This is a genomic window from Rhodoferax sp. RT5P35 (genome assembly GCF_056521385.1).
The window spans coordinates 1-1,504 of the sequence record NZ_JBWMAX010000104.1; the positions used below are offsets into that span (position 1 = coordinate 1).

Below are 1,504 nucleotides of genomic sequence, written 5' to 3' on the forward strand. Positions count from 1 at the left end.
CCGAAGTGCACATGCCCACACCTGCGGAGGCTGTGGCGGTATGACGCGCATCTTGCATGTGCTGGACCATTCCATTCCCCTGCACAGTGGTTACACCTTTCGCACCCTGTCCATCCTGCGTGAAAAGCGCAAGCTGGGTTGGGAAACCTTCCACCTCACCACCCCCAAACACACCCACGGCAATGCGCTGGAAGAGGATGTAGATGGCTGGCATTTCTACCGCACACCCGCGGCGGCAGGGGAGGGCAGTGCGCTACCCGGGCTGGGTGAATGGGCCATGATGCGCCAGGTGGAGCGGCGGCTGCAGGAAGTGGCCGAACAGGTGCGCCCCGACATCCTGCACGCCCATTCCCCGGTGCTCAACGCCATGCCCGCCCTGCGGGTGGGCAAGCGCCTGGGCATCCCCGTGGTGTACGAGGTGCGGGCGTTTTGGGAAGATGCGGCGGTAGGCCACGGCACCACCGCCGGGGGCAGCCTGCGCTACCGGCTCACGCGCCGCCTGGAAACCCGGGCCTTCAAGCTGGCCAGCCACATCTTCACCATCTGCGAAGGCCTGCGCTCAGACATCGTGGCGCGGGGCATCCCCGAGTCCAAGGTCACGGTGATTCCCAACGCGGTAGATGTCGACTCGTTCGACGTGGGCGGTGTGCCCGATATGGCGCTGAAAGCCCGCCTGGGCCTGACCGACTGCAAGGTGGTGGGTTTCATTGGTTCGTTCTACGCCTATGAAGGCCTGGATCTGCTGTTGGCCGCCTTGCCCCAGATTTTGGCCAAGGAACCACAGGTGCGGTTGCTGCTGGTGGGCGGTGGCCCGCAAGACGATGCCCTCAAAGCCCAGGCTTTGGCCCTGGGTATCCAGGACAAAGTCATCTTCACCGGCCGCGTGCCGCATGCCGAAGTGCAGCGCTATTACGACCTGGTGGACGTGCTGGCCTACCCGCGCCATTCCATGCGCCTGACCGAGCTGGTCACACCCCTCAAACCCCTGGAAGCCATGGCGCAAGGCCGGGTGCTGGTAGCGTCCGACGTGGGCGGCCACAAGGAACTCATCCGCCACGGCGAAACCGGCATGCTGTTCAAGGCAGGCAGTGCGCCTGCGCTGGCCCAGGCGATTGTGGATTTGCTGGCCACCCCCGAGCGTTGGCCCCAACTGCGTGCAGCAGGCCGTAAGTTCGTCGAATCCGAACGCAATTGGACAGCCAGCATCGCCCATTACCGTCGCCCCTACAGCAGCTTGACGGGCAGCGTGGCCTGATGGCGTTTGCCGGTATCCGGGTCGGCCTGGTCGGCCCCTTGCCACCGCCTGCGGGCGGCATGGCCAACCAGACCCGGCAACTGGCCGAGCTGCTGCGTTCTGCCCAGGCCCAGGTCACCCTGGTACAAACCAATGCGCCGTACCGCCCCCTGTGGGCCGGGCGCGTGCCGGGCGTGCGGGCGGTGTTTCGTTTGTTGCCTTACCTTTGGGCGCTATGGCGTGCTGCAGGCCGCAGCGATGTGCTGCACA

At 65.5% G+C, this 1,504-nt stretch carries 1 protein-coding gene and 1 pseudogene; both read left to right on the forward strand.

What is annotated here, in order from left to right; translation table 11 throughout:
- The first annotated feature begins 40 nt into the window (after window positions 1–40).
- Complete coding sequence (locus tag AC097L_RS23990; RefSeq protein WP_479589240.1) at window positions 41–1,255, forward strand: TIGR04063 family PEP-CTERM/XrtA system glycosyltransferase; 1,215 nt, start codon at window positions 41–43, stop codon at window positions 1,253–1,255.
- Window positions 1,255–1,504: pseudogene (locus AC097L_RS23995) on the forward strand (glycosyltransferase family 1 protein); the annotation flags it as partial. The gene AC097L_RS23990 and the pseudogene AC097L_RS23995, both read left to right, overlap by 1 nt.

What these genes read in the sequence shown, in the direction of transcription:
- AC097L_RS23990 (WP_479589240.1), top strand. Translation starts at nt 41, where the DNA reads ATGACGCGCATCTTGCATGTGCTGGACCATTCCATTCCCCTGCACAGT.